Source organism: Methylobacterium sp. 285MFTsu5.1 (assembly GCF_000383455.1).
Classification (GTDB): domain Bacteria; phylum Pseudomonadota; class Alphaproteobacteria; order Rhizobiales; family Beijerinckiaceae; genus Methylobacterium.
Genome location: NZ_KB911270.1, coordinates 368,135 through 390,893 on the forward strand (window position 1 = coordinate 368,135; position 22,759 = coordinate 390,893).

Sequence of the window (22,759 nt, forward strand, 5' to 3'; positions counted from 1 at the left end):
CCGGAGCCGGCGCCATGGCGCCGCGGTCACGGCGCGTACGCGCGGGCGTTGCCGGGCAGGCCGAGCGTGGCGGGCAGTTTGAGCGGGTCGGGGAGCATCGCGCCCCCGTACCGGCCGACCGGGTCGGGGATCTCGCTGTGCGCGACCGTCTGAGCCGTCAGGGCGCTCCAGGGCCCAGTCACCGCGAACAGGATCCCGCGGGAGGAATCGCCGGGCGGACGCAGGACGAGGTCGCCCTTGGCATCGAGCCGACGCTCCGGCAGCGAGACTTGGCCGTGCAGGGTCGCCCCGACGCTCGGCCCCAGGAGACCCGACTCGGCGATCTCGCCCACGCCGTCGGCGAAGCGCAGCGTCACCACGGCCCGCTCGAAGGCCGTCCGGCCGTTGCGGCGCGCCAGGGCGCCGGACGCCACCGCGCCGTTGCGGTGGATGACGTCGGCGAGGTCGAGGCCCGCGATGGCACCACCGTCCATGGCGAGCGTGGCCCGGCCATTCAGGTGCGCCAGCAATCCGACCGTGTCCCGGGCCCTGGATTCGAGGGCGAAATGCCCCTGCACGGGCCCCACCACCCAGCGGGCCGCGCCGATCTCGCCGAGCAGCGCGCCGAGGTCGACGCGGTCGAGGCTTCCCTGCGTGCGCAGTTCGGTCGCGGCCGGATCGGACCCGCTCGTCAGATTGACGCGCCCCTTGAACGTGCCGTCCTGGATCCGGGCCCGGTTCACCGCGACCTCCAGGGCGGCCTCCCGCACCAGGACGCTCGCCGCCAGATCCTGCACCCGGACGGCGCCGGCGCGCCCCTCGGCCGCCGACAGGCGCAGGTCGAGGTCGCCGCGCGTGAAGGACGCCAGGGCGATCGACGCGGGCGCGGGGTCGAGGAGCCGCGACACATCCGCGACGAGAGGCATGAGATCGAGCGTCTCGGCCGCCAGGGTCGCCTGCACCGAGAGGCGCGGCGCCTTGCCGGGCCCGAACGCGACGGCGCCGGCCCCCTCGAGCACGTTCTGACCCAGGCCGATGCGCAGGCTCGGCCACGAGACGGACCGCTCGCCCGTCTCGAACCGGCCGTCGACCGAGAAGGCGCCGGCGAGCGGCGCCAGCGGCATATCGCGGCCGATCCAGGCCAAGCTCTCCGGCAGGGATCGCGTCTCGAACCGGACCTGCCCGGACATGACGGGCAGCGCGCTCCCCTCCGCCGGCGGCGCCACCGTTCCGTCCGCCGCGAGGCGGCCGTCCGGCCACGTGATTTCCACGGTGAACGGGCTCCCGCGGCGCTGGGCCATCTCGGCCGGACGCAGGTGGCTGAGGGCGATCCGGGTCGGAACGCCGCGCCAGATGAGGCTGGCGCGGCCCTCGGCGGCCTTGCCCCAGAGCGGCCACGCGATGTCGAGGTCGATGTCCCGGGCCGTGTCGCCGGCGGCGAGGCGCGCGTCGCGCACGACGATCCGGCGCGGCCGGGCCGTCTCGCCGGACCGGGCCTGCTCGGCGAGGCGCGCGAGGGGGGCGTCCCAGCCGGCGGGGTCGTCCGACAGCCGCGCGCCCTCCAGGCGGAGGCCGCTCACCGCGGCGCGACCGCCGAGGAGGCTCAGCGGGTCGAGATCGATGGTCAGACGGCCCTCATCCGCTAGGACCGGGCCGTCGGAACCGGCAGCGAGCCGGACGCGGTCGAGGGTCAGGCGCGGCCAGGGCAGCACCGCGAGGCGCGCGGGCCCCCGCAGCGTCAGCCCGAGTCCGTAGGCGTCGAAGGCGCGGCGGGCGAAGGCCGTGGCCCGGCCATCCTCCAGGGGCCAGTCGCGCAGGCCGAGGCCGGCCGCGATCAGGCTCCCGAGAGCGAGGATGAAGATCGGGCGGCGCAGCGACATCATGCTCCGAGAGGGCGGCGGCTGTGGCCGGAAGCCGGGCGCCGCGCCGGCCCCTCCGGCTGCCACGGCCCGGCAGGGTCTGCACGTCGAGTGGGCAACTTAGCGTCCCCGGCCGGTTTTGTCTGCCGCGCCCGCGCAGGGCCGCCCTGCCCTCCCCAGCGCAGTGCCGGTTACGGATCGCCCGGGACCGCGCCGGCCGGTGCGGTGCACCACTGGATTTCGCGCGCGGAATCGGGAAGAGCAGGCGCGAGGACACGCGCGTCCCGAGGTTTCGGCCGGTCGGGTCCGGCGGGAAAAGGACGGTTCGATGAAGAAGGTCTACACGGATGCCGCCGCGGCCCTGGCCGGCCTCCTGCGCGACGACATGATGGTAATGTGCGGCGGCTTCGGCCTCTGCGGCATCCCCGACGAGCTGATCGAGGCGGTGCGCCTCTCCGGCGTCAAGGGCCTCACCGTCGTGTCGAACAATGCCGGCATCGACGGGGTCGGTCTCGGCAAGCTCCTGGACACCCGCCAGGTCGCCAAGATGATCTCGTCCTACGTGGGCGAGAACAAGGAGTTCGCCCGGCAGTACCTCGGCGGTGAGCTGGAGATCGAGTTCAACCCGCAGGGCACGCTGGCCGAGCGGATCCGCGCCGGCGGCGCCGGCATCCCGGCCTTCTTCACCAAGACCGGCGTCGGCACCAAGGTCGCCGAGGGCAAGGAAGTCCGCGAGTTCGACGGCGAGCAATACGTCATGGAGCGCGGCCTGTTCGCCGACCTCGCCCTGGTCCACGCCCACACGGGCGACACCGAGGGGAACCTGCGCTACCGGATGACCGCGCGCAACTTCAACCCGATGATGGCCACCGCCGCCAAGATGACCGTGGCGCAAGTCGAGCACCTCGTGAAGCCGGGCGAGATCGATCCGGACACGATCCACACGCCCGGCATCTTCGTGAAGCGCATCATCGACGTCGGGCAGCGCGACAAGCGCATCGAGCAGCGCACCACGCGCAAGCGCGGCGACAGCACCCCGGCCGCGGCGGCCGGCGGCGGCACGCACTGATCGGACGGGAAGGGAGCGAGAACGATGGCCTGGACCCGCGAGCAGATGGCGGCGCGCGCCGCCAAGGAGCTGGAGGACGGCTTCTACGTGAACCTCGGCATCGGCATCCCGACGCTGGTGTCGAACTACATCCCCGAGGGCATGTCGGTGCAGCTCCAGTCGGAGAACGGCATGCTGGGCATGGGCCCCTTCCCCTACGAGGGTGAGGAGGACCCGGACCTGATCAACGCCGGCAAGCAGACGATCACCGCTCTGCCGACGACGAGCTACTTCTCCTCGGCGGATTCCTTCGGGATGATCCGCGGCGGGCACATCAACCTGTCGATCCTCGGCGCCATGCAGGTGGCCGGCAACGGCGACCTCGCCAACTGGATGATCCCCGGCAAGATGGTGAAGGGGATGGGCGGCGCCATGGACCTCGTGGCCGGCGTGAAGCGCGTGGTCGTGGTGATGGAGCACGTCGCCAAGAACAAGGACGGCACCGAGAGCCCGAAGCTGCTCAAGGCCTGCGACCTGCCGCTCACCGGCACGCAGGTGGTCGACCTGGTGATCACCGATCTCGGCGTGTTCGAGATCGACAAGAAGGGCGACGGCGGCATGAGGCTCATCGAGCTCGGCGACGGCGTCACCGAGGACGAGATCCGCGGCAAGACCGAGGCCGATTTCACCGTCGCCCTGAAGAACTGACGCCTCGGGGCCCGGCGGCCGGCGTCGCCGGGCGGGAGACGGCCGGGCACCCGACCGTCCCGCGGTGCCGCCGCCCAACGCCTTTCCACATCGGCTCAGGCGGTTTTCGGTTCAGACGGCGCGCTCCGTCGTCGCGAGCGCAGCGAAGTGACCCAGGGTCGCGCCATCGTGCAGAGCGGGGCGCTGCTGGATTGCTTCGCTCCGCTCGCGAGGACGGCGGAACCGGTCGGTGACCCGGAAACCGCATCGAACGCGAAGCACCCCCGCTCCCAGTCGGGACAGGGGTGCTTCGCGTGACTGCGTGCCGGCCAGGCGTGGCGCGGGCTGTGGGTCCCGCCCGGCCTCGGGCGGCTCAGCCCGCGTCGCTGGCGCCCGCGCCCGCGAGTTGCGGATCCCGGGTCGCGGGTCGCACCGGGCTGTCGGCCGCCGGTTCCTCGCCCTGCAGCGCCCGCCGCACGTAGCCGTCGACCCGGTCGCCCTGCTCCGGCAGGGCGGCCTCGAGATGCGCGATCATCTTGGGCGTCCAGAACGCCTTGATGTGCTTCTGGATCCCGGCCACCGCCTCCTCCTCCGGGTAGGACCGGAAGAAGGTCGCGATCTGGTTGGCCATGCGGACGAGCTTGTCCGCCTGCGTCACGGCGCTCATCGGATACTCTTACTCTGCCGCGTCGAGGGTCTGGGCGATCCGGGTCAGGGAGAAGTCCTCCTCGTAGAACTTCGCCTGCCAGTCGGAGGGCCGGTTGGTCCGCCGGACCTGCACCGCCGTCACCTTGTACTCGGGGCAGTTGGTCGCCCAGTCCGAGTAGTCGGTGGTGATGACGTTGGCGCCGGTCTTGGCGTGGTGGAAGGTCGTGTAGACCACACCGGGCTGCATCCGCTCGGAGACCTTGGCCTTCAGGGCGATGTCGCCGGAGCGGCTCTCCAGGGCGACGAGGTCGCCGTCCACGATGCCGCGCAGCTCCGCGTCGAACGGGTGGATCTCCAGCACGTCCTCCTCGTGCCAGCGCGAGTTCTCGGTGCGCCGGGTCTGCGCGCCGACATTGTACTGGGACAGGATCCGGCCCGTGGTCAGGATCAGCGGGAACTTCGCCCCCGTCCGCTCCTCGGTGGCCACGAACTCGGTGATCATGAACCGGCCCTTGCCGCGGACGAACCGGTCCACGTGCATCATCGGCGTGCCGAGCGGCGCCTTCTCGTTGCAGGGCCACTGCACCGAGCCGAGCTCGTCGAGCTTGGCGTAGGACACACCGGTGAAGCTCGGGGTGAGCGAGGCGATCTCGTCCATGATCTCGGACGGGTGATTGTAGTTCATGGGGTAGCCGAGGGCATTGGAGAGCAGCACCGTGCCCTCCCAGTCGCCGTAGCCGCCCATCGGGGCCATGACCTTGCGGACCCGCGAGATGCGGCGCTCGGCGTTGGTGAAGGTCCCGTCCTTCTCCAGGAACGAGGCGCCCGGCAGGAAGACGTGGGCGTACTTGGCGGTCTCGTTCAGGAACAGGTCCTGGACGACGATGCACTCCATCGCCATCAGGCCCGAGGTCACGTGGTGCGTGTCGGGATCCGACTGGGCGATGTCCTCACCCTGGATGTACATGCCCTTGAACGTGCCCTCGACGGCCTCGTCCAGCATGTTGGTGATGCGCAGGCCCGGCGCGTTGTCGAGCTTGGCGCCCCAGAGGGCCTCGAAGCTCTCGCGGGTGGCGTCGTCCGAGACGTGGCGGTAGCCCGTCAGCTCGTGCGGGAACGAGCCCATGTCGCAGGAGCCCTGCACGTTGTTCTGGCCGCGCAGCGGGTTCACGCCGGCGCCGAGCTTGCCGATGTTGCCGGTGGCCATGGCGATGTTGGCCATGCCCATGACCATCGTCGAGCCCTGGCTGTGCTCGGTGACGCCCAGCCCGTAGTAGATGCCGGCCGCGCCGCCCTTGGCGTAGAGCCGGGCCGCCCCGCGGACCTGCTCGGGGTCGAGGCCGGTGAAGGACTGCTGGTTCTCCGGGGAGTGGCGCTCGTCGGCGATGAACCGGGCCCAGGACTCGAACTCGGCGAGGTCGCAGCGCTCGCGGACATAGGCCTCGTCGATCAGCCCCTCGGTGACGATCACGTGCGCCAGCGAGTTGATGAAGGCGACGTTGGAGCCGGGCTTCAGCGGCAGGTGGAAGTCCGCCTTGATGTGGGGCGACTTCACGAGGTCGATCTTGCGCGGATCGGCGACGATCAGCTTGGCGCCCTCGCGCAGCCGCTTCTTCATGCGCGAGCCGAAGACCGGGTGGCCGTCGGTCGGGTTGGCGCCGATCACCAAGATCACGTCGGACTTCTCGACCGACTTGAAGTCCTGGGTGCCGGCCGAGGTGCCGAGCGTCGACATCAGGCCGTAGCCGGTCGGCGAGTGGCAGACGCGGGCGCAGGTATCGACGTTGTTGTTGCCGAAGGCGGCGCGCACCAGCTTCTGGACGAGGTAAGCTTCCTCGTTGGTGCAGCGCGACGAGGTGATGCCGCCGACCGAATCTTTTCCGTATTTCGCCTGGATGCGCTTGAACTCGCTCGCCGCCCGGTCGATCGCTTCCTCCCAGGACACTTCGCGCCACGGATCCGTGATCTTCTCGCGGATCATCGGCTTGGTGATGCGGTCCTTGTGGGTGGCGTAGCCGTAGGCGAAGCGGCCCTTCACGCAGCTATGGCCCTCGTTGGCCTTGCCGCCCTTGTAGGGGACCATGCGGACGACGCGCTCGCCCTGCATCTCGGCCTTGAACGAGCAGCCGACGCCGCAATACGCGCAGGTCGTGACCTCCGCGTGCTCGGGCTGGCCGAACTCGTGGATCGACTTTTCCTGGAGCGTCGCGGTCGGGCAGGCCTGGACGCAGGCGCCGCAGGAAACGCACTCGGACTCGAAGAAATTGGTCGGGCCGGCGGCCACGCGGCTGTCGAAGCCGCGGCCCGCGATGGTCAGCGCGAAGGTGCCCTGCACCTCTTCGCACGCCCGGACGCAGCGGTTGCAGACGATGCACTTCGACGGGTCGTAGGTGAAGTACGGGTTCGACTCGTCCTTCGGCAGGTACTTCTCGGAGCTCGGCCGGACGTGGTTGTCGCCCTCGTAGCCGTAGCGCACGTCGCGCAGGCCGACGACGCCCGCCTGGGTCTGCAGCTCGCAGTCGCCGTTCGCCGCGCAGGTCAGGCAGTCGAGGGGGTGGTCGGAGATGTAGAGCTCCATCACGCCCTTGCGGAGCTTGGCGAGCTTCTCGTTCTGCGTGTGCACCACCATGCCGTTCTCGGCCGGGGTCGTGCAGGAGGCCGGGGTGCCGCGCCGGCCCTCGATCTCCACGAGACAGAGGCGGCAGGAGCCGAACGGCTCCAGCGAGTCTGTGGCGCAGAGCTTCGGGATCTGGGTGCCGGCCTGCATCGCCGCCGCCATCACCGAGGTGCCGGCCGGCACCGTCACCGACATGCCGTCGATCGTCAGCGTCACCGTCTGCTCGCTGACGCGGATCGGCGTGCCGTAGTCGATCTCCTTGATCAGGCCCATCGACGTCTCCTCACTCGGCCGCGGCCGGCAGATCGCCGGCGCGCCTGAAATCCTCGGGGAAATGGGTGATCGCGCTCATCACCGGCATGGGCGTCAGCCCGCCCATGGCGCAGAGCGACCCGTCGGTCATGACCTCGCAGAGGTCCTCGACCAGCTTGAGATTCGCGTCCGGCCGGATGCCGGCGATCACCTTGTCCATGGTCTCGACGCCGCGGGTCGCGCCGATGCGGCAGGGGGTGCACTTGCCGCACGACTCGGTGGCGCAGAACTCGAAGGCGAAGCGAGCCTGGGAGGCCATGTCGACGGTGTCGTCGAACACCACGATGCCGCCGTGGCCGACGAGGCCCTTCTTGGCCGCCATCGCCTCGTAGTCGAGGGGCGTGTCGAGGAGATGGTCGGGGAAGTAGGCCCCGAGCGGCCCGCCGACCTGCACGGCCCGGACCGGCCGGCCCGAACGGGTGCCGCCGCCGAAATCCTCGATCACCTGCCGGAGAGTGATGCCGAAGGCCATCTCGATCAGGCCGCCGTGCTTGACGTTGCCGGCAAGCTGGATCGGCAGGGTGCCGAGCGACCGCCCCATGCCGTAATCGGCGTAGGCCCTGGCGCCGTTCTCCAGGATCCACGGCACGGCCGTGAAGGTCATGACGTTGTTGACCAGCGTCGGCTTGCCCAGGAAGCCCTTGAGCGCCGGGATCGGCGGCTTCGCCCGCACGATGCCGCGCTTGCCCTCCAGGCTCTCCAGCAGCGAGGTCTCCTCGCCGCAGATATAGGCGCCGGCGCCGAGGCGCACTTCCAGGTGGAAGCTCTTGCCGGAGCCCAGGATGTCGTCGCCGAGCACGCCGGCCGTCACGCCGTTGGCGATCGCCTCCTTCAGGGTGGCGAAGGCCTGCGGGTACTCGGAGCGGAGGTAGATGTAACCGCGGGTGGCGCCGGTCGCGACGCCCGCGATGGTCATGCCCTCGATGAGGTTGAAGGGGTCGCCCTCCATCATCATCCGGTCGGCGAAGGTCCCGGAATCGCCCTCGTCGGCGTTGCAGACCACGTATTTCTGGTCCGCCTTGGCGAGCATCACGGTGTTCCACTTGATGCCGGCCGGGAAGCCGGCACCGCCCCGGCCGCGCAGGCCGGAATCGCGCACCGCCGCCACGATGCCTTCGGCATCGAGCTTCAGGGCGGCCTCGAGGCCGCGGTAGCCGCCATGGGCCCGGTAATCGTCCACGGAGACCGGGTCGACCACGCCGCAGCGGTGGAAGGTCAGGCGCTGCTGCCGGGCGAGGTAGGGGATCTTCTCCGGATCGCCGAGGCGCAGGGCGTGGTCGCCGCCCGCGGTCAGGCCGGCATCCAGCAGGGCATCGACGTCCTTGACCGTCACCGGCCCGTAGGCGACGCGCCCCTCGGGGGTGCCGACCTCAACCATCGGCTCCAGCCAGAACAGGCCGCGGGAGCCGGTGCGGACGATGGTGACGTCCAGGCCGCGGCGCTCGGCGCCGGCGAAGAGGGCGCGGGCAACCTTGTTGGCGCCGAGCCCGAGGGCGACGGCGTCGCGCGGAACGTAGAGCGTGACGCTCACTGGCGCACCTCCGTCAGGGCAGCTTCGAGGGCGTCGGCGGTCAGGTGCGCGACGGGCTCACCGTCCACCAGCGCGGCGGGGCCGTTGGCGCAGAGGCCGAGGCAGTAGACCGGCTCGACCGTGGCGCTGCCGTCGGCGGTGGTCTCGTGCCAGCCGCAGCCGAGGCGGCCCAGGATCTCGCGGTGCAGCTTGTCCGAGCCCATGGCCTGGCAGGCCTCGGCCCGGCACAGCTTCACCTCGTGGCGGCCGGCGGGGTGCGCCCGGAAGTCGTGGTAGAAGGTGATGCAGCCGTGGACTTCGGCGCGCGACAGGTTCAGCGCGTCCGCGATCAGCGGCACGGCACCGGAATCCACGTAGCCGAAGGTTTCCTGCAGCGCGTGCAGGATCGGCAGCGTGGCCCCCTCGAGATGGGTGTGCTCGGCGATGATCTTGGATGCGCGCTCCGCGCTCCAGGGCTCGTGACGCGCCATGGTTTCCAGCCCAGTCTGTTCCTGTTCTAATGCGAAGAGGAACAGAAATGCCGAATGGCATCAATCGCGCTGTCCGGTCGGGCGACAAAGGACGTTTGTCGAGCTGTAACGCGCAGGCCCGAGGAGCGGAGCCAGTTCGTTAACCTGTTGCCGCAGCGCGATTTTTCAGATCCGATCCGCAGTCAGGATTTGTCGCTTGCGTCGCAACATAAATTTGTGCTTTGCAAGAAATTGCATTCCGCCACGTCGGGCCCGGAACGTCCGGTTAGAACACTCCGTCCTTGCGAGCGGAGCGAAGCAATCCAGGGCAGCGCGACCTCGGCAAGCGTGGCGCGACTGTATTGCTTCGCTCCGCTCGCAAGGACGGTGGCGGGCTCCAAGACGGCAGCCTCGGCCGCGTCAGAACTCCATCTCGAGTTCCTCGATCTCGTCCGGCTCATCGGCGGCGGCTTCCGCCCACTCGACCATCAGCGGCCAGTGCAGGATCGTGTCGCGGTAGGCGGCGGCGCGGGGCGGCAGCGCGACGTCGTAGGTGCGGAAGCGGGTGCAGACCGGGGCGAACATCGCGTCGGCGAGGCACGGCCGCGCGCCGAACAGGTACGGCCCCTCGTAGCGGTCCAGGCAATCGTCGAAGATCGTGACGATGCGCTCGATATCGGCCTTGGCACCGTTGAACACGCGGAAATCGGGGTGGAAGGCGCGCAGGTTCATCGGCAGCGCCGAGCGCAGATTGACGAAGCCGGAATGCATCTCCCCCGAGATCGACCGGCAATGGGCGCGCTCCGCCACGTTGCCGGGCAGGAAGCCGGCCTCCGGGAAGGTCTCGGCGAGATACTCGGCGATCGCCAGCGTGTCCCAGACGACCACGTCGCCGTGGCGCAGGCGGGGCACCAGGAACGAGGGCGACAGGTGCAGCAGCTCCGCCCGGGTGGTGGCGTCGGTGCCGGACAGGACCTCCGTCCGGAAGTCGAGCCCGGCCATCCGGCAGATCAGCCAGCCCCGCAGGGACCACGAGGAGTAGTTGCGGCTCGAGATGGTGAGCGTAGCGGCCGTCATCGTCCTGCCCCGGGCGCGTCGCCGATCGTGCGGTCTGCGAGGCCCGATCCAAGACTCGTGCCGAACGGGGCGGGCGAATCGCTTCCGGCGGCGATTCTACTCCCGTCGCAGCAGCGCCGCGACCTCCGCCTGCTCGGCGGCCGACAGGTTCCGGGCCGGCGCGGGCGGGCGGCGGCGGGCGAGACGCCAGATGCCGAGCCCGCCGAGCAGCACCGCGAGCACCGGGGTCAGCCACAGCAGCAGGGTGTGCAGCGCGAAGACCGGGCGCAGCAGCACGAACTCGCCGTAGCGGGCCACGACGTAGTCGAGCACCGCCGTGTCGCTGTCGCCCTTCTCCAGCCGCTCGCGGACGATCAGGCGCAGGTCCTTGGCGAGCGGCGCGTCGGAATCGTCGATGGACTGGTTCTGGCAGACGAGGCAGCGCAGTTCGGCCGAGATCTCCCGGGCGCGGTGCTCCAGCGCGGGATCCTTCAGCACCTCGTCGGGCTGCACCGCCAGGGCCGGCAGTGACGCCAGCAGGGCGAGCGCGGCCAGCGCCGGGCGGAGCGAACGGCGCGCCATCACTCGGCCGGCACCGCGACCGGGAGCGGCCGCGCCTTCGCCTTGGCGGGGACGCCCACGCGCATCCGCCGGTCCGTGAGCGACAGGCCGCCGCCCAGCGCCATCACCACCGCCCCGAGCCAGATCAGCAGGACCAGCGGCTTGTAGTAGAGGCGCAGGCCGACGCCGCCGTCCTGCCCGATCTCCCCGAGGCTCGCGTAGACCTGGCTGACACCGTTGGTCAGCAGCCCCGATTCCGTCACGGCCATCTTGCGGCTCGGGTAGAAGCGCTTGCCGGTCTCGACCTTCCCGACCTCGTCGCCCCCGCGGGTGCGGATCGTCAGGTAGGCGGCGGCCTCTTCGTAGTTCGGTCCCTTGCGCGGCGCGACCCGGTCCAGGGTCGCCACGTAGGGCCCCGTCGCCAGGCTCTCCCCGGGCTTGAGGGTCGCCAGCCCCTCGGTGGCCCAGCCCTGCGCGGCGATGCCCAGCACCACCACGCCGACCCCGGCATGGGCGATGGCGGTGCCCCAGGCCGAGCGCGGCAGGCCGACGGCGCGGCGGCCGATCTGTCCGAGGGACCGGGCGCGGCTCGCCCCGTAGCCGCGGGCGCGGGTGACGATCTCCAGGGCGGACCCGATCAGCAGGTAGGCGCCGAGGCCGATCCCGACCGGCGCCAGCACCGGCCCGCCCCAGGTCAGCGCCAGCACCGCGAAGCCGACCACCAGGGCGACCGCCAGCGCGGCGAACAGGCGCTGGGCGGCGGCGAGCACGTCGCCGCGCTTCCAGGCCAGCGCCTGCCCCATGGGCACGATCAGCAGCAGCGGGATCGCCAGCGGCACGAAGGTGGAATTGAAGAAGGGCGGACCGACCGTGATCTTCTCGCCCGTCAGCATCTCGAGCACCAGCGGGTAGAGCGTGCCGACCAGCACGGTGGCGCAGGCCGCCACCAGGAACAGGTTGTTGAGGACGAGCGAGCCCTCGCGGGAGATCGGCGCGAACAAGCCCCCCTGCCGCAGCAGCGGCGCCCGCCACGCGAACAGCGTCAGCGAGCCGCCGATGAACAGGATCAGGATCGCCAGGATGAAGACGCCGCGGGTCGGGTCGGTGGCGAAGGAATGCACCGAGGTGATCACGCCCGAGCGGACCAGGAAGGTGCCGATCAGCGAGAGCGAGAAGGTCAGGATGGCGAGCAGCACAGTCCAGACCTTCAGGGCGTCGCGCTTCTCCATCACCACGGTGGAGTGCAGCAGCGCCGTGCCGGCGATCCACGGCATCAGGGAGGCGTTCTCCACTGGGTCCCAGAACCACCAGCCGCCCCAGCCGAGCTCGTAGTAGGCCCAGTAGGAGCCCATCGCGATCCCGAGCGTCAGGAAGCACCACGCGGCGAGGGTCCAGGGCCGCACCGCCCGCGCCCAGACGGCGTCGATCCGCCCGTCGATCAGCGCGGCCACCGCGAAGGCGAAGCTGATCGAGAAGCCGACATAGCCGACGTAGAGCAGTGGCGGGTGGACCGCGAGACCCGGATCCTGCAGCAGCGGGTTGAGGTCGTTGCCCTCGAGCGGAGCCGGGATCACCCGGGTGAACGGGTTCGAGGTCGTGATGATGAACAGCACGAACACGAAGGTGATCAGCCCCTGCACGGCCAGGGTGTTGGCCCGCAGCCGCGGCGGCACCGAATTCTTGGCCGCCGCCACGCAGGCGCCGAACAGGGTGAGGATCAGGACCCAGAGGAGCATCGAGCCCTCGTGGTTCCCCCAGACGCCGGAGATCTTGTAGATCAGCGGCTTCTGCGTGTGCGAGTTCTCGACGACGTTCTGGACCGAGAAGTCCGAGGTGACGTGCGCGTAGGTGAGCGCCGCGAAGGCGAAGAGCACGCAGGCGAAGGCGCCGAGCGCCGCCTGCGAGGCGGTCTGGCGCAGGGCCGGATCGCCCGAGCGGGCGGCCCAGATCGGCATCACCACCTGGACGAGGGAGATCGCCAGCGCGAGCGCGAGGGCGAAGTGGCCGGTCTCGACGATCATGCGGGTTCCCTCACCGCTCGCTGCGGGGACCGAGGGTGCTGTCCGCCGCCGCGGTGGCGGGCTTCGGCGCCGGGCCGCCCTTGTTCGGGCCGCCCTCCTGCCAGCGCCCCTGCGCCTTCAGCGCGTCGGCCACCTCGCGGGGCATGTAGGATTCGTCGTGCTTGGCCAGCACCGTGTCGGCGCGGAACTGCCCGCCCGGCTCCAGCACGCCCTCGGCGACCACGCCCTGCCCTTCCCGGAACAGGTCCGGCAGCAGGCCCTTGTAGTGGACCTCGACGGTCTCGTTCGTGTCGGTGACGGCGAAATCGACCGTCTGGTCGGGGCCGCGCCTGAGCGAGCCGTCCTTCACCAGCCCGCCGAGCCGCAGGCGCGTGCCCGGGGCGATGGCCTGCTTGGCGATGTCGGTGGGCGAGCGGAAGAACACGATCGAGCCGCTCATGGCGTACAGCATCAGCCCCACGGCGAGCGCCAGGACGCTGCCGCAGGCGGCGATCAGGATCAGGCGGCGTTTCTTACGCGTCACGATACTTCCACCCCGCGGTCCGGCGCGCGGAGACCCGCCTCGACCGGAACCGTTCTCATTCTAGTCTTGAGGGTGTCGGCTCCAGGCGCCCGCGGGTCAAGGGCGGGCGTCGGGACCGATTGTCGTACGGGCCGCTCCGCGGAGGTGGGCTCGCGATTTCGTGGCGCCGGGGAACGGGCGCGCCAGGGGTTCGGTGCGTCAGGGGTTCGGTGCGTCAGGGGTTCGGCTTGGCGGGGAGCTCCAGCTCCCGGGCGAGACCGTCGAGCCGCGCCACCGCCTCGCTGTTGGCGGCCAGCGCCATGCGGGCGCGGTCGAGGGCCTTCACCGCCTGGTCGCGCTCGCCCAGCGCGCTGTAGGAGCGCACGAGCCGCATCCACTCGTCCGGCGTGCCGCCCCGCGCGGCGAGGCGCCGGTCGAGTCCCTCGACCATCCCGCGAATCGCCGCCTGCTGCTCCGCCTGCGGCATGGCGCGCACGGCCGCCATCGCGGCCTCCTTCTCGGCCTGGACGCCCGGTCCCGCCCGGCCCGATTCGGCCGGCGCGGGCGCCGCGCCCTCGGCGCCGAGACCCACGGCGCGGGCGCCCTGCTCGACCTGGGCGAGACCCTGCGGGTCGCCCGCGAGGGCCGTGCGCGCGCGGGCCAGGGCGTCGGTCGCCTGCGCGCGCTCGCCGAGGACCATCCGGGACCGGACGAGCCGCAGCCACTCGTCGGGGGTGCCGCCGCCGGTCTTGAGGCGGGCGTCGAGCCCGTCGACCATGCCACGAATCGCCGCCTGCTGCTCGGCCGGGATCTCGGGGGCGGCCTGGAGCGTCGCGGGCGGGGGCGGCTCGCCCTTGAGGCGGGCGAGGCTCTGCTTGACGATCCCGAGCCACGGGGCGTTCGGCGGGCTGCTGGCCTCGAGCTCGGTGAGCTGGCGGATCGCCTCGCCGGTGTCGCCGGCCTGCTCGGCCGCGCGGGCGAGGTAGAAGCGCGGCTTGGGCGCGTTCGGCTCCTTGGCCTGCGCCTTCTCGAACAGCGCCTTGGCCTCGGGCGACACGGTGCCGTCGCCGGCCGCCGTGAGCGCCTCGCCCTGGTCGGCCAGGAGGTCGGCGGTCTCGCCCTTGATCCGCGCGAGGTGGCCGTAGGCGCGGGCGGCGTCGTCGAATCGGCCGGTGCGCATGTAGACCGGGGCGAGCACGGCCCAGCCGCGGGCATCGTTCGGGTCCCGGGCGAGGCGCGCCTCGATCTGCCCGACCGCCTTCATCAGCTCGTCGGCGCCGCCGCGGGCGGCCTGCCGGTCGGCCTCGGTCTGCGCCGGCACCTCGGGCGAGCCGTAGAGCCCGTAGGCGATCAGCGCCACGAGCGGGATGGTGGAGAGCGCGAAGGCCGAGGCGGCGCGCCGGCGGCGCAGGCGCGGCTCGGCCGGGCGCGCGGCCTCGGCGATGCCGGAATCCTCGGCCTCGCGCTGCGCCTCGCGGCTCGACCGGAGCAGGCGGCGCGCCGCCTCGGCCTTGGCGGTCTCGGCCTCGTCGGGGGCGATCAGGCCGCGCTCGAGGTCGCGGTCGATCTCGGCGATCTGATCCTCGTAGAACGCCGTCTCGGTGGCGAGCCCGCTGCCGCCGGCCTCGCCGGTCGGCACGGCGGCGCGCCGCGACATCGGCCAGAGCAGGCCGAGCACGGCCGCCGCGGTCATGGCCGCCAGGATGAACCAGATCGCCGTCATGGACCTTATCGCCAACGGGCCGCACCGGCCCGCCCCTCCCCACGCCCTGTGGAGCCGGCGGCGTGATGCCACGACGCCTCCCGGCGGCGGCTCGGTGTCACGCAACTCTGTTGCGATGACAAGGCCCCGGGCGGGAGCCATGAGGCCGCGCGCCGCCTCCCGGCCCGTACCCGGACGCGGCCGGACGTGCCCGGATTTGCCCGGGCGCGGCCGACGACCTCAGTGGGCGGCCGTGCCGACCGGCAGGTCCCCCGGCACCTCCAGCACCGCGCGCAGGCCGCCGAGCGCCGCCTGCTCCAGGGTGAAGCGCCCCCGGTACAGGGCGGCGAGGTCGGCCACGATCGACAGGCCGAGTCCCGAGCCGGGCTTCGATTCGTCGAGGCGGCGCCCCCGGCCGAGCACGGCCTGCCGGGCCTCCGGCGGCAGGCCCGGACCGTCATCCTCGATGGCGACGACGAGGTGGGGATAATCGTCCTTGCTCACCGCCTCGGCCCGGATCGCCACCCGCCCGTGGGCCCACTTGGACGCGTTGTCGACGAGGTTGCCGACCATCTCCTCGAAATCCTGGCGCTCGCCGCGGAAGCGCAGGCCCGGCGGGACGTGGACGTCGTAGGCGATGTCCTTGTCTCGGTAGATCTTCCCGAAGGTGCGCACGAGGCCGGCGAGCGCCGGCTCGACCTCCGTGGAGGTGCCGAGCGTGCCGGCGAGCGCCGCGGCGCGGGCCCGGTCGAGGTGGTAGTTGACCTGATCGCGCATCACCGCGGCCTGCTCGCGGATCTTCTGCGCGAGCTCCTCGGGGGCGTCCGAGGCCCCGACCTCGTTGACGATGATCGAGAGCGGCGTCTTCAGGGCGTGGGCGAGGTTGCCCACCTGGGTGCGGGCGCGCTCCAGGATCTCGCGGTTGGTCTCGATCAGGAGGTTCACCTCGCCGGTGAGCGGCGCGATGTCGCGGGGATAGGTGCCGGTGATCCGGTCGGCCTCGCCCCGGCGGACGGCACCGAGCGCGGCGCGCATCTTCTTGAGGGGCGCGAGGCCGAAGCGGATCTGCAGCAGCGTGGTGATCGCAAGCGACAGGCCGAGCAGGCCGAAGGTGATGGTCAGCGAGTTCCGGAACCGGTCGACGTCGTTGACGATCTCGTCGGCGGGGCCCGCGACCCGGACCGTGTAGCGGCCCTCCTCGCCGAGATCGACGTCGCGCTCCATGATGCGCAGGAGGCGTCCGTCCTGCCCCTTGCCGTAGCCCTGGCGGATCTGCCCGACCCCGACTTTCCCGTCGGAATCGGTCGCGGCCGGCAGCGGCACGCCTACGAGGGAGCGCGAGGTGCGCACGTCGCGCGGCTTCGCGTCGGGCTTGCCGACCTGCCAGTACCAGCCGGACAGGGGCAGGTCGAAGCGCGGGTCGCCGAGCGAGAAGGTCCGGCTCTCGGGGTCGTTGGGCGAGACGAGGTCGGTGGCGAGATTGTTGGCGAAGACGAGGAGCCGGCTGTCGAAGGAGCGCTCGGTGTTCTCGCGGTAGAGGGTCGTGAGGATCCAGGCCGCGATCAGCAGGATCGCGGAGCTCGAGAGGAACGCCGACACGGCGAGCCGCACCGCGATGGAGCGGCGGCGCAGGGAGAAGAGGCCGATGAGGTCGATCATGGATGCGTCGGTCGCTCAGACGGGCGGCGGCGCATCGTAGAACACCGCGCCGCGCATCAGCGGGCGCGCCGTGCGGAAGAAGGCGCCGCGCTCGGCCCGCCAGCCGTCGGCCCCGCGGGTCACGGCGGCGTCGGCGGTGAGGATGCCCGACGGCATGCCGACCCGCAGGACCGCTTCGGTGGGGCGGGCGGCCTCGTGGACGAGGCTGCCTTCGAGCCGGGCGGCGACCGCGAGGCACAGGGTGGCGGTGAGCGGCAGCGCCTGGTGCGGCACGCCGTTCGAGATGACCCGGGCGGTCAGGTCGGTCTCGGCGGCGCGGATCGTGGCGCCGGAGAGGCTGCCGGAATCCTGCGGCGGCGCCACGAGGCCGACGAAGGGCACGTGGACGACGCGCGCCGCCGCCTCGAGATCGGGCGCGATGCCCATCGCCACGGAGCCGGCCCGGCGGATCCGCGCCAGCCGGTCGAGGAGGCCCGGCACGGCCTCCAGGGCGGCGGGCAGCTCGGTGCCGGCGAGGCCGAGATCGGCGGCGCGGACGAACACGCAGGCATTGGCGGCGTCGATCAGCGAGGCCTCGATCGCGCCGAGGCCCGGCACGTCGAGCCACTGACGGACGGCGCCGGTCGGGAGCAGCCGGCCGGTCGTGGCGCCGCCCGGATCCAGGAAGTCGAGCTGGATCGGCGCGCCCGTGCCGGTGACGCCGGGGATCGCGAGGTCGCCGCGGTAGACGCTGCGGCCGCCCGCGGCCGCGAAGCCCGCCACGATCAGCTTGCGCGTGTTGGTGTTGAAGATCCGCAGCCGCACCGGGCCGTCCGGGACGTCGACGAGCCCCTCGTCGACCGCGAACGGCCCCACGGCGGCGAGCATGTTGCCGCAATTGCCCGAGAGGTCGATGCGGCCGTCCCGGACCACGACCTGCACGAAGGTGTAGTCGATGTCGGCGTCCGGCCGCGCGGAGCGCTCCACCACGCAGATCTTCGAGACCGACGAGACGCCCCCGCCCATGCCGTTGAGCTGCCGCCCGAACGGGTCGGGGCTGTCCATGGCGGAGAGGAAGGCCGGCTCCCAGGCGGCGAGATCCCCCGGCACGTCCCGGCGGTGCAGCATCAGCGCCTTGCTGGTGCCGCCGCGCATGAAGACGGCCGGCAGCGTGCCGGAACGCGCGGCCGCGCTCACATCCGCGCCGGCGGCTGGTTGGGGTCCACGAGGTAGCCGAGGCCGCGGACTGTCTGGATCAAGTCCACCGCGAGCTTCTTGCGCAGGCGGCCCACGAACACCTCGATCGTGTTCGAGTCGCGGTCGAAATCCTGGTCGTAGAGGTGCTCGGTGAGTTCGGCGCGGGACACGACCCGGCCGGTATGGTGCATCAGGTAGGAGAGCAGCCGGTACTCGTGGCTCGTCAGCTTCACCTGGGCGCCGTCGACGAAGACCTTGCCGGAGCGGGTGTCGAGGGTCACCGGCCCGCAGGCGATCTGGCTGGTGGCGTGGCCGGCGGCGCGGCGCAGCAGGGCGCGCACCCGGGCCATCAGCTCCTCCATGTGGAAGGGCTTGGTGACATAGTCGTCGGCGCCGGCGTCGAAGCCGTCGACCTTGTCGGACCAGCGGTCCCGGGCCGTGAGGATGATCACCGGGGTCTTCACGCCGGCCCGGCGCCACTTCTGCAGCACGGTGACGCCGTCGGCCTTGGGCAGGCCCATGTCGAGGATGATGGCGTCGTAGGGCTCGCTCTCGCCGAGATAGCCGCCCTCCTCGCCGTCATAGGCCTTGTCGGCGACGTAGCCGGCCTCCTCCAGCGCGGCCACGACCTGCCGGTTGATGTCCTTGTCATCCTCCACGACCAGCAGACGCACGGCTCACTCCCCTCCGAAACGGTCCCCGCGCCCGCTCAATACTGTCCCGCCACGGTGCCGGTGCGCGCGTCGACGATCACGTGCACGAAATGCCCGTCGCGGCGCAAGGCGGTGAGCATGTAGACGAGGCCGTCCGCGTGACGGCAGAGGCTCGCCCGCTGGATCTCGGCGCGGGGGATCACCGTCCGGGCCGCGCGGATCGCCGCGACCGGCGGGATCACCCGGCGCTCGCCGACCTCCTCGCGCAGGTCCGCGGGGGACAGGCAGCTCTCGATCCGCAGCGGCGGCTGGCTCGACACCGCGCCCGTCTGAGGGGCCGGCCCGTCGTCGGCCATGGAGCCGAGGCCGCCCGCGGCGAGGGCCGCGGCGGTCAGGCTGATGGCGACGAGGGCGATGGCGTAGCGCATTGGCAGACGATGTGAGCCCAGGGCACTGAATGCGTCCTGAATACGTGGCCGTGCGTCGCCCCCGGCATTCGTCGGCGGCGGTCCGGACAGTCCCTTCGCGGTCGAATCGGTGGCGGGCGGCATCGTGCGGACATGACGGCCGAGGCGGCGCCCGGTTCCACGCCGCGCGCCGCTTCCCACAGGCGCCGCGGCCGGTCTCACGGTGACGGCGCCGGGGCGGGACCGCAGGCCGCGGCGCGGGCCGGCGGCCCGGCCCGGCCGGTCCCCGCCGGCGCGGCCTGCGCGACGCCGCCGGACCCCAGCGTCCAGGCAAGCCGGCCGACCGCCGCACCCTCGTGGACGGCGACCGTCACCGCCGCGGCGGCCGCCAGGCCGAGCCACGCCCGGTCGAGAACCCTGTCCCAGAGCAGGCGCATCTCACCCTCCCGTCAGCAGCTTCCAGAGGGTCCGCAGGGCCGGGATATGCGCGGCGAGCCACGCGACCTGGTCGGAGAACCAGTGCGCGGCCGCCGCCGCGGCGACGAAGGCGAGCACCGTCGCGTGCTTGAGCCGGCGCAGGTAGCGGCGCAGCGCGCGGCGCTCGAGATGCGCGTCGACCAGCTCGTCGAGGGCGGCGAGGCGCGGCTCGGACTGCCGGGCGAACCACGCGTGCCAGACGGGCGGGAAGCGGATCGTCCGGGGCCGCCCGCCGAGGGCGACACCCGCGCCCTCGGCGTCCTGGGGGGGCGCGGATTGCCGTGCCTCGATGCGGAGGGGCTTCATGGTGACGATCCCTGTTACACGGCCCCCGCGCCGCCGAAGCGGCGAGGCCCGGCCTCAGGCCGGGTGCTTGTCCGCCCCGCGCAGCTGCGCGAGCGCTGGGGCGAGGACGTTGGCGGCGCTCGCCTGCGGGTCGAGGGGCAGCGCCCGGAAGATCCGCGCGGCCACGCCCTCGGGGCCGCCCGCCTTCCGCACGACGTGCGCGGGGGCGGTGGCGAGCACGTGCCGGGCGCCGGCAGCCACCACCGCGGCGCCGAGATCGGCGCTGACGGTCCGGCCCCGGGCGGCCCCGGCCACGGCGTTCTGGCCGAACTCGGCCCCGGCGCGGATCGCGGCCTCGATCCGGTCGCGGGTGAGCACCGAGGCGGCCCAGGGCGCGACCCGGGCGATGCCGGCGGTGACGGCGGCGGCGGCGAGCGGCACGAGGGCGGCCGTCACCGGCTGGAGCAGGCCGGAGAGCCAGTCGCCCCACGGCAGCGCCAAGCCGGCGACGGGAGTAACGGCGGGCGCGGCACCGCCGGCCGGCGCGGCGAGGGCGGCGAGCGGCAGGCCCGTGATGGCCAGGGCGACGGCCGCCCGGATCGGGTGCATCATCGTGGAACTCCTTCTCAGCGCGCGGCGGACCCGGCCGGCTCGGGATCGGGTGATGACGGGTCAGGGCCGGCCCGGCGGCTGAGCCGGCATCGCAGCGGGACCGGCGCGCAGGGCGGCGAGGGCCCGGCGCGCCCAGGCGAGGCGGCGCGCGGGCGCGACGACGCCGGGCCGCTCGTAGCGGCGCCAGACCGCCTCGGTGGCGGCAGCGAGGGTGGTGGTGGCCCGCAGGGCCGCGAGGGCCGGCGCCTCGGGACCGCGCAGCTCGGCGCAGAGGTAGCCGTAGCCCGCCTCGGGGTCGGCGAGATCGCGGCCGCGCGCCCGGCACCACGCCTCCATGGCGACGCGCCGGGGCCCGGTCCACTGGGCGAGCCCCCAGCCGCCGCGGGAGCCCGGCACCGCGGGGGCGACCTCCTGGAGGTGGCGGAACCCGCCGGTCTCGTGGCCGAGATTGCCGAGCAGGCCGGCGGCCTGGACGTCGCTCAGGCCGAGATCGCGCATCAGCCGCGGGCCGAGCCGGCGGCAGGCGGCGGCGAAGGGCTCCTGCGCGGCCGGAACGGGAGGCGGCATGGGCGTGCTCCGGAAACTGGCCTCCCCGGGCGCGCCGGGCTAAGGCGGCCCGCGCCGTGGGCGGCGCCGAGGGGGAAGCGTGGGACGCGGACAGGACCGGCCGCTCGTGTTCATCGGCGACTCGATCACCGCCGCCTGGGGCGCGGTGCGGGCCGAGACCTTCGCGCTCCACGGCTTCGTCGCCCGGGGCGTCCCGGGCGAGACGAGCGGGCAGATCCGCGCGCGCTTCCTGCGGGATACGGCCGGCGCCCGGGCCGTGCACCTGATGTGCGGGATCAACGACATCGCGGAGATCGGCGGCCCGGTGCCGGACCGGGCGATCGCCGGGAACATCATGGCCATGGGGCGGATGGCCTTCGCGGCCGGGCTGCCGCTCACGATCGGCACCGTGATGCCGAGCGACTTCTGGGGCTGGCGCCCCGAGCTGCGGCCGGTGGCGCGGATCCGCGCCCTGAACGGGTGGCTGCGCGCCTACTGCGCGGCGGGCCCGGCCCGCCTCGTCGATTACGGGCCGCCGCTCGCCACGGAGGCGGGCGCGCTCCGGCGGGACTTCACCGACGACGGCATCCACCTGAACGGCGCGGGCTACGCGGCCGTGGAGCCGGCGATGCTGCGGGCCCTCGACGCCGTTCCGGACTGAGAGCGGCCGCGAGGCGCCGCCTGCGGATCCACGGCGCTCACGCGCCCAGCGCCAGCCAGTAGGTCGGCACCGACCCGACCCCCGCCACCGCGCCCGCCGTCGCGCGGCGGGTGCGGAGCGTGAACCCGGTGGCCGCCACGTCGCTGACCTGCGCGGCGTGGAGCGCGTCGCCGGCGCCGGCGACCGGCTGCGCCCAGACGCCGAGGCAGCTCCCCGGGAAGGCGATGCCGAACGCCACCGCGACATCCGCCTCGGCGGCGGTGACGAGCCCCCATTGCGCGATCAGGCCGCCCGGGAGCCGGATCGACCCGTTCGCGCCGAGCACCTGCGCGCCGGTCGCGAGCGGCGTCCCGTCGGCGCGCTGGTAGTGGCGCACGCGCCAGCGGCCCGCCGCGTCCGAGGTGGCGATGCAGGTGTCGTCGGCGGCCGTCACGAGATCGGCGCGGGTCGGCAGCACCAGCGCCTCGGGATCGTGGACCAGGGTCGCGGCGCCCGAGAAGCGCACGAACCGCTCCCGGTCGGCGGCGACGCCGAAGCTCGCGATCCGGGCCGCGCCGGTGACGAGCACCCGCCGGGTACCGGCCGCGCCGAGGTCGGTGGTGGGGGCGGCCGCGAGGGCGGTCTCGGCCGAGGCGAAGTCGATCCCGCCGGTCCGCGCCGAGGCGGTGAGCGCCGTGGCGAAGGCGGCGCCGTCGGGCGAGACCTTCAGGGTGAAGTCGTCGCTCCCGAGCGTGCCCAGCAGCGCCCGCGCCGCGTAGCCGGTCTCGAAGACCAGGGCGGCGTCGCGGGCGGCGGATTTCCGGTTGACGAAGATCCGCATGTCGCCGGTGCCCGGCGTGGCGTCGTCCCAGGTCAGGAGCGCGGAGTCGGACTTCACCGCGAGACGGTTGGTGGCGTCGGCCGCCGTGTTGATCCCGAGGCGGCCGACGCTCTGGAGCGCGGTCAGCGCGCGACGGAGGCTCGTCCAGGCCGCGCCGTCGAAGACGTAGAGGTCGGCCTCGTCGATCAGCCAGGCGAGCCAGCCGGCCCGCGGCGCGGCGCCGGTCCAGACCCCGTCGGCGTAGCGCACCACTTGGCCCGCGAGCCCCGCCCAGGCCCCCCCGGGCTCGGCGGCGGCCACGAGGTAACGGTCGCCCTCCGCGGGGCCCGGCGGCGGCGCGGCGAGGTCCTTGTCCAGGCACGCCAGTTGGACCAGCGCGTCGAGAAGGCCGAGCGCCTCGTTGTGGGTGACGTGCTTCTGCGCCTGGCTGGCGGCGATCAGCGGCAGGCCGAGATGGGGCGTGGCGTCGGACATGGGGCGGCTCCCGGGCG

Annotated in this window: 22 protein-coding genes; 3 read left to right on the forward strand and 19 right to left on the reverse strand. The window is 72.8% G+C overall.

Annotated elements, in window-relative coordinates; all coding sequences use genetic code 11:
• Positions 1–26: 26 nt before the first annotated feature.
• Positions 27–1,862 (reverse strand): AsmA-like C-terminal region-containing protein, encoded by a 1,836-nt coding sequence (locus H288_RS0101840; RefSeq protein WP_020090887.1) that lies wholly within the window; start codon positions 1,860–1,862, stop codon positions 27–29.
• Between the two features lie 304 nt (positions 1,863–2,166).
• Here H288_RS0101840 and H288_RS0101845 point away from each other — a divergent pair, with 304 nt between their 5' ends.
• Together H288_RS0101845 and H288_RS0101850 are read left to right on the forward strand one after the other, a co-directional pair.
• Positions 2,167–2,907 carry a CoA transferase subunit A gene (locus H288_RS0101845; RefSeq protein WP_020090888.1) on the forward strand — a complete coding sequence of 247 codons (741 nt, stop codon included), beginning with the start codon at positions 2,167–2,169 and terminating at the stop codon, positions 2,905–2,907.
• Positions 2,908–2,931: 24 nt separating this feature from the next.
• Positions 2,932–3,594, forward strand: a complete 663-nt coding sequence (locus H288_RS0101850; protein ID WP_020090889.1) for a 3-oxoacid CoA-transferase subunit B — start codon at positions 2,932–2,934, stop codon at positions 3,592–3,594.
• 352 nt (positions 3,595–3,946) lie between these two features.
• On the opposite strand, the gene H288_RS0101855 is transcribed toward H288_RS0101850, so the two are convergent.
• The 17 genes from H288_RS0101855 to H288_RS0101935 all read right to left on the reverse strand — a co-directional run bounded on the left by H288_RS0101855 (position 3,947) and on the right by H288_RS0101935 (position 20,808).
• Positions 3,947–4,240 carry a formate dehydrogenase subunit delta gene (locus H288_RS0101855; protein WP_020090890.1) on the reverse strand — a complete coding sequence of 98 codons (294 nt, stop codon included), beginning with the start codon at positions 4,238–4,240 and terminating at the stop codon, positions 3,947–3,949.
• Positions 4,241–4,249: 9 nt separating this feature from the next.
• Positions 4,250–7,111: a formate dehydrogenase subunit alpha gene (gene fdhF / locus H288_RS0101860; protein ID WP_020090891.1), complete on the reverse strand. Its 2,862-nt coding sequence runs from the start codon at positions 7,109–7,111 to the stop codon at positions 4,250–4,252.
• A gap of 10 nt (positions 7,112–7,121) precedes the next feature.
• Complete coding sequence (locus H288_RS0101865; protein WP_020090892.1) at positions 7,122–8,681, reverse strand: formate dehydrogenase beta subunit; 1,560 nt, start codon at positions 8,679–8,681, stop codon at positions 7,122–7,124.
• Positions 8,678–9,151, reverse strand: a complete 474-nt coding sequence (locus H288_RS0101870; protein WP_020090893.1) for a formate dehydrogenase subunit gamma — start codon at positions 9,149–9,151, stop codon at positions 8,678–8,680. The genes H288_RS0101865 and H288_RS0101870 overlap by 4 nt, the downstream gene beginning before the upstream one ends.
• 399 nt (positions 9,152–9,550) lie before the next feature.
• Positions 9,551–10,207 (reverse strand): glutathione S-transferase family protein, encoded by a 657-nt coding sequence (locus H288_RS0101875; protein WP_020090894.1) that lies wholly within the window; start codon positions 10,205–10,207, stop codon positions 9,551–9,553.
• A 96-nt stretch (positions 10,208–10,303) separates the two neighbouring features.
• On the reverse strand, positions 10,304–10,768 hold the full coding sequence (locus H288_RS0101880) for a cytochrome c-type biogenesis protein (protein WP_020090895.1): 465 nt from the start codon (positions 10,766–10,768) through the stop codon (positions 10,304–10,306).
• Positions 10,768–12,768 carry a heme lyase CcmF/NrfE family subunit gene (locus H288_RS0101885; protein WP_020090896.1) on the reverse strand — a complete coding sequence of 667 codons (2,001 nt, stop codon included), beginning with the start codon at positions 12,766–12,768 and terminating at the stop codon, positions 10,768–10,770. The genes H288_RS0101880 and H288_RS0101885 overlap by 1 nt, the downstream gene beginning before the upstream one ends.
• 10 nt (positions 12,769–12,778) lie before the next feature.
• Positions 12,779–13,291: a cytochrome c maturation protein CcmE gene (gene ccmE / locus H288_RS0101890; RefSeq protein WP_020090897.1), complete on the reverse strand. Its 513-nt coding sequence runs from the start codon at positions 13,289–13,291 to the stop codon at positions 12,779–12,781.
• Positions 13,292–13,505: 214 nt separating this feature from the next.
• Positions 13,506–14,993, reverse strand: coding sequence for a c-type cytochrome biogenesis protein CcmI (gene ccmI, locus H288_RS0101895; RefSeq protein WP_020090898.1), 1,488 nt, complete (start codon positions 14,991–14,993; stop codon positions 13,506–13,508).
• A gap of 219 nt (positions 14,994–15,212) precedes the next feature.
• Positions 15,213–16,631, reverse strand: coding sequence for a sensor histidine kinase (locus tag H288_RS0101900; protein WP_020090899.1), 1,419 nt, complete (start codon positions 16,629–16,631; stop codon positions 15,213–15,215).
• 15 nt (positions 16,632–16,646) lie between these two features.
• Positions 16,647–17,807 (reverse strand): PrpF domain-containing protein, encoded by a 1,161-nt coding sequence (locus H288_RS0101905; RefSeq protein ID WP_020090900.1) that lies wholly within the window; start codon positions 17,805–17,807, stop codon positions 16,647–16,649.
• Positions 17,804–18,481 (reverse strand): response regulator transcription factor, encoded by a 678-nt coding sequence (locus tag H288_RS0101910; RefSeq protein ID WP_012321897.1) that lies wholly within the window; start codon positions 18,479–18,481, stop codon positions 17,804–17,806. The genes H288_RS0101905 and H288_RS0101910 overlap by 4 nt, the downstream gene beginning before the upstream one ends.
• Before the next feature lie 35 nt (positions 18,482–18,516).
• Positions 18,517–18,888: a PepSY domain-containing protein gene (locus tag H288_RS0101915; RefSeq protein ID WP_020090901.1), complete on the reverse strand. Its 372-nt coding sequence runs from the start codon at positions 18,886–18,888 to the stop codon at positions 18,517–18,519.
• A gap of 197 nt (positions 18,889–19,085) precedes the next feature.
• Positions 19,086–19,304, reverse strand: a complete 219-nt coding sequence (locus H288_RS0101920) for a hypothetical protein (RefSeq protein WP_020090902.1) — start codon at positions 19,302–19,304, stop codon at positions 19,086–19,088.
• 1 nt (position 19,305) lies between these two features.
• Positions 19,306–19,650 (reverse strand): hypothetical protein, encoded by a 345-nt coding sequence (locus H288_RS0101925; protein ID WP_020090903.1) that lies wholly within the window; start codon positions 19,648–19,650, stop codon positions 19,306–19,308.
• Positions 19,651–19,704: 54 nt separating this feature from the next.
• The gene (locus tag H288_RS0101930; protein WP_020090904.1) at positions 19,705–20,241 is read right to left on the reverse strand and encodes a hypothetical protein; all 537 of its coding nucleotides are present in this window, start codon (positions 20,239–20,241) and stop codon (positions 19,705–19,707) included.
• Positions 20,242–20,301: 60 nt separating this feature from the next.
• Entirely contained in the window at positions 20,302–20,808 is a 507-nt protein-coding gene (locus H288_RS0101935) for a phage tail tip lysozyme (RefSeq protein WP_020090905.1), read from the reverse strand.
• Positions 20,809–20,887: 79 nt separating this feature from the next.
• Here H288_RS0101935 and H288_RS0101940 point away from each other — a divergent pair, with 79 nt between their 5' ends.
• The gene (locus H288_RS0101940) at positions 20,888–21,448 is read left to right on the forward strand and encodes a GDSL-type esterase/lipase family protein (RefSeq protein WP_026604582.1); all 561 of its coding nucleotides are present in this window, start codon (positions 20,888–20,890) and stop codon (positions 21,446–21,448) included.
• Positions 21,449–21,485: 37 nt separating this feature from the next.
• On the opposite strand, the gene H288_RS0101945 is transcribed toward H288_RS0101940, so the two are convergent.
• Positions 21,486–22,742: a DUF2793 domain-containing protein gene (locus H288_RS0101945; RefSeq protein WP_020090907.1), complete on the reverse strand. Its 1,257-nt coding sequence runs from the start codon at positions 22,740–22,742 to the stop codon at positions 21,486–21,488.
• Positions 22,743–22,759 lie beyond the last annotated feature (17 nt).